This is a genomic window from Bacillus sp. LR_5, from assembly GCF_042709275.1.
The window spans coordinates 1-851 of sequence record NZ_JAVAXX010000656.1 but is presented as its reverse complement, the minus strand read 5'-3'; the positions used below and the strand labels follow the sequence as shown (position 1 = coordinate 851).

The window sequence follows — 851 nt, the reverse complement described above, 5'->3', positions numbered from 1 at the left end:
AAAGCTTTATAAAGTCCTTCATCCAGTTTGCGGTAAGCCTATGGTAGAGCACGTCGTGGACGAAGCCTTAAAGTTATCTTTATCGAAGCTTGTCACGATTGTCGGACATGGTGCGGAAGAAGTGAAAAAGCAGCTTGGTGAAAAAAGCGAGTACGCGCTTCAAGCAGAACAGCTTGGCACTGCTCATGCTGTAAAACAGGCACAGCCATTTCTTGCTGACGAAAAAGGCGTCACGATTGTCATTTGCGGAGATACGCCGCTTTTAACAGCAGAGACAATGGAACAGATGCTGAAAGAACATACACAAAGAGAAGCGAAAGCTACGATTTTAACTGCGGTTGCAGAAGATCCAACCGGATACGGCCGCATTATTCGCGGCGAAAACGGAGCGGTTCAAAAAATCGTTGAGCATAAGGACGCCTCTGAAGAAGAACGTCTTGTGACTGAGATCAATACCGGTACGTATTGTTTTGATAATGAAGCGCTATTCCGGGCCATTGATCTGGTGTCTAATGATAATGCTCAAGGCGAGTACTATTTGCCGGATGTCATAGAGATTCTTAAAAACGAAGGCGAAACTGTTGCCGCTTACCAGACTGATAATTTCCAAGAAACGCTCGGAGTTAATGATAGAGTTGCTCTTTCTCAGGCAGAACAATTTATGAAAGAGCGTATTAATAAACGGCATATGCAAAATGGCGTAACGCTGATTGACCCGATGAATACGTATATTTCTCCTGACGCTGTCATCGGAAGCGATACTGTAATTTATCCCGGAACTGTGATTAAAGGTGAGGTGCAAATCGGAGAAGATACGATTATCGGACCTCATACGGAGATTATGAATAGCT

The 851-nt window shown here is 44.2% G+C and carries 1 protein-coding gene; it reads left to right on the top strand.

The annotated features are described in order from the left end of the window. Positions 1 to 851: sugar phosphate nucleotidyltransferase (locus RAC86_RS39300; RefSeq protein ID WP_377887022.1), on the top strand; the 851-nt coding region annotated here is incomplete at both ends.